The sequence below is a fragment of the Oleiphilus sp. HI0079 genome (genome assembly GCF_001635105.1).
In genome coordinates, this window is sequence record NZ_LWFT01000591.1 from 1 (window position 1) to 3,572 (window position 3,572).

General features: G+C 43.5%; 2 protein-coding genes. One reads left to right on the top strand and one right to left on the bottom strand.

Annotated elements, in window-relative coordinates; translation table 11 throughout:
• Positions 1-344 precede the first annotated feature (344 nt).
• A complete protein-coding gene (locus A3750_RS10090) occupies positions 345-1,148 on the top strand; it encodes a hypothetical protein (RefSeq protein WP_068548227.1) in 804 nt (267 codons plus the stop codon).
• Here A3750_RS10090 and A3750_RS10095 read toward each other — a convergent pair.
• The coding region (locus tag A3750_RS10095) for a tyrosine-type recombinase/integrase (RefSeq protein ID WP_231871783.1) at positions 1,114-3,572 on the bottom strand (2,459 nt) is incomplete at its 5' end. The two genes, A3750_RS10090 and A3750_RS10095, sit on opposite strands and share 35 nt — an antisense overlap.

A 3,572-nucleotide genomic window follows, 5' to 3' on the forward strand; every position in this document is an offset into this window, starting at 1 on the left:
TCGGGGACAAGCTTGAGCATCCTATTTCTGGCAGTAGCGAAACCAATTTTATCTAAAAGTGTGAGGCGGTGAAGCCAGTTGAGAGTTGCTTCGCCCTTTTGGACTTTATCGATTGTTGAGCGAGGGATGTTCAAGCGCCTTGATAACTCTGTAGGAGTCTGGACATTAAATTCAGCCGTGACTCTGTCTAATAGCCTTTGATCCGATCTTAAACGCTCGGGATCAATGGGAGTGCGCGATCGAGCCATAGAAAGAGTTGACCTCATGCATATGGTATGATAATTATAAAATAACACAAATTGATAAAGTGTACTTTATGTAAATATTATATAAGAGGTTATCCTATGAAAACTCACGAAATCTGTAAAGTGTTTGGTTCGGGCACCGTCGAAATACGAGAGTGGGGCACCGATTATCACGAGGAAGTCGCAGTAGTGTCAAAAGCGTCCGTATTCGAGAAGAATTTGCTGATTTTTGTAAGAAGTTGCCTTATTGAACTTGGGTATTCTGATGACGGAGAAATGGAGATTCGCGAGAACACGTCCAAGAAACCAGCGATTAGGTCTTATCGCTTAGTTATGATTGCTAAGTCGTTGTCTAAAACACGCTTGCGCGAAATCAAGTCAAAGGTCAAAGCCATCCTGTTGGGTATCTCGCAGGGACAGGCTGATTGGGTGGATGGGAAAATGGACTCTATGGGGTTAGAGTGTGATTCATTACCTCAAAAACAAAAGCAGGAGATTGAAAATTTAAGACATGCGTTTCAGAAGAAATACTCTCAATCAAAGGTACCAAATACCTCGATCGAATTCCCTGATGACGACAAAAATGACGTTATTTGTGTTTCGAAAATTAACGCGAATCCCAAAACTGCCAGCTATGACGCCAATATAAAGATCTCGAATGCCGACGTCATTGGTATAAATCGCTCTGAAGAAACGTTGGGCGTTATGACCCAAGAAGGGACAGTTCTTCCGTTACAGTTCTATAGTGCTCGCGCGTCTGAAGCGTTCTTCGGGACCCTCCTCGGAGGGGTGGTCGTTAGTGCCGACGTTCAGAAGGCGACAAATAGCGGAAACGGGAAAGTGGAGCATCTTATACTTTCGGCACAAATCACGTTGCCGACTGGAGAGACACTAACGCTGTAATTATGATGGAGAGCGCAAAGCTGTTTCGAACTATGCCTTTCGTTCGATGCATCACAAACCCAAGATGCGTATCTGGCGATACAGGGTCGCCGTCTTTATTTCGGAATTTAAAAGGGTCTTGCTGGATGTTCTCGTCTATTGATAATGCATATTCTTTAAGTAAGGTGCTCGCATCTAAATCAAACGCTTTCGCGGGATAGATTTTTATTTGCCCCGGTTCTATCTTTAGAAACTTCAACAAGCCAACGATACTTGTTATCTCTTCCTCAGTTTTTCCAAATATATGTCCTCTCAGACTGACTCGATCAGCAAACGACGATAAATCGAATTCTAGATTTATGAGATCGTCGATTGGTGCATTCTCAGAAAAGTTGATCATCGACGCCCAGGCGGCTGGTCTAATACTGTTGAGATAGTCTTTTAATGGCTCCTCGGATTGAGGGAAACGCTTGGTTGCGATGGCTCGAAGCGCTTGGTGCAAATGCTCAATTCTGGTGATATCTAGCTCTAATTGTTGAGCTGTTTCAGTAAGCCCATTGCCTTGCCCAACACTATTCAACAACGTCAGTGTTCGGCAGAACTCTTCATTGGGTGTTAACTTTTTCTTTTCAGGTGGCTTAATCCGGCCTTTAGCTTGTAGGTGCTGGAGGACATTAGCCGCAGATTCAAGAGGTTTCGTCTGCTGAACACGATAATCTTTGATAAGTTCATCTGTCCAAATTGATGTGAGATGACAGTAAGACTTGTATGTTTGTTTTGGATAACCATGCCCCATCGCGCGCGCCATAGAGCGTGTTTCGCGAAGTCCTCGGTATTCTTCATCTCCAAGAAGAGTTTTTCGTACCTTTTGAATATCAAGTTCACCAAAGCACGTGTTGCGCTTCAAAGGCGTATCTGAGCAAACCAGCGCGAGTTTAGTGAGAAACGTATGGCGCAAGTGATGCTCGCTTAGATAGTGACGTTGGGTTGCGAGAATTAATGCATCTTTGATTAATGTACTGATGCGAGAAAGTTTCGTTTCCAGACTATTCTTCGCGATGTTTTTAAATAGCAGAGGTGTTGCTTTACTTGAGCTTATACCATCGTTGTCATACAGAGCGATGCTCCTTTTTAGAATGCGGAGCTCCATTTCTGTTAACTCAAATACCGCAGGTACCATTCTGTTGGAGTTGGGGCGCTTTAGGGTTCTTTTATAATATTCTTTGACATGCACATATGGCGTTTCTATGTCGAAGAAACAGTCGGATCGCCGCAAAAATGCACCTTCCGAAAATCGTAATCCAAAGCGATAGGTAAGGATGGTGATCACTGCGGCTTTATCGGCTAACTCGTCAGTCGAATTAACTAAAAACTCAACTGCTGTTAAATACTCATCTTCGAAAATTAGCCCGGAGCTCACATGTCTATAGTTATCATCTTCAAGTTCCAGTAATGTCCAATCAATGAGAGGAAGAGGGTAATGGCGTTCTGACCAGCTTAAAAAATCTTTGAAGTAAAGTATGAACTGCCACTGTGATTTAGCAGAGCCGTCTCTACTGTCAATGATGTCGGCGATCAGCTCATTTATTAGCGCGGAGTCTATTGCATGAAGCTCCTTGATCCCAAGAATACTGATCACTGGCCGGTACAATAGACTCATTGTTGTTTGGAGCGATTTGCGCGCAAAGGGTTTGCCGTTATGTTTCTTACCTGTGCGGCAGTACTCAATGAACCACTGAAAAAAGACATAACTAAAGGAGCTGATTTGGCCTTTGCGCTTGGCTAAGGTGTCTTCAGTCTTTTCTATAAAATCTTTGTTTAGTATCGGTCTATAAGCTTTTATAGATTGTAGAATTTCATCGGCAAGTTCGAATGCATTGGAGGTCTTTTCTTCTAACGATAAAGCGCTTATGCGATATTTTTTGCTTTCTCGCAGACTGATTCCCTTTGGCCTGGAGGTGCTGATGGGTACGAGGTTTTTTCGATGTTGAACGCGAACCCATTCGGCCCAAGGCAAGGAAGTCGGGTGTGGCTCGCCATCTAGCGATGCTGCAAGATAGCCGGGCAAAGAGTAATAGTTGTAGTTACGAACGATACGAGCGAGATTAATGAAGAACTGTTGATTTTGAGTTTCAATTTTTAGATCAGGGGGAAGTGGGATACCACTTAATGCACGAAGCAAGTGAGGAATGGGCTTTGCTTTTATCTTGGATTTCGATAGCAATACTCGATTAAGATAACGCGCGCATAGGAATGAAATCTTATGTCGTTGCGCCGGCCGCCCAGTCAGATCCACGTTATCCGGGTCTGTAAATTCAACGTAGTAGCGGTCATAGAGTAATACTAGTTTTACATTATCCAGCGATAGCGCCCGTTTGATGATTTCCTTTGAACTGATCCTATTCTCTACCATCAGCAAGAACACGAACGTATAGAGACTCTCTG

Excerpts from the sequence above, each read along its gene's own strand:
- A3750_RS10090 (WP_068548227.1), top strand. The coding sequence starts at position 345 with ATGAAAACTCACGAAATCTGTAAAGTGTTTGGTTCGGGCACCGTCGAA.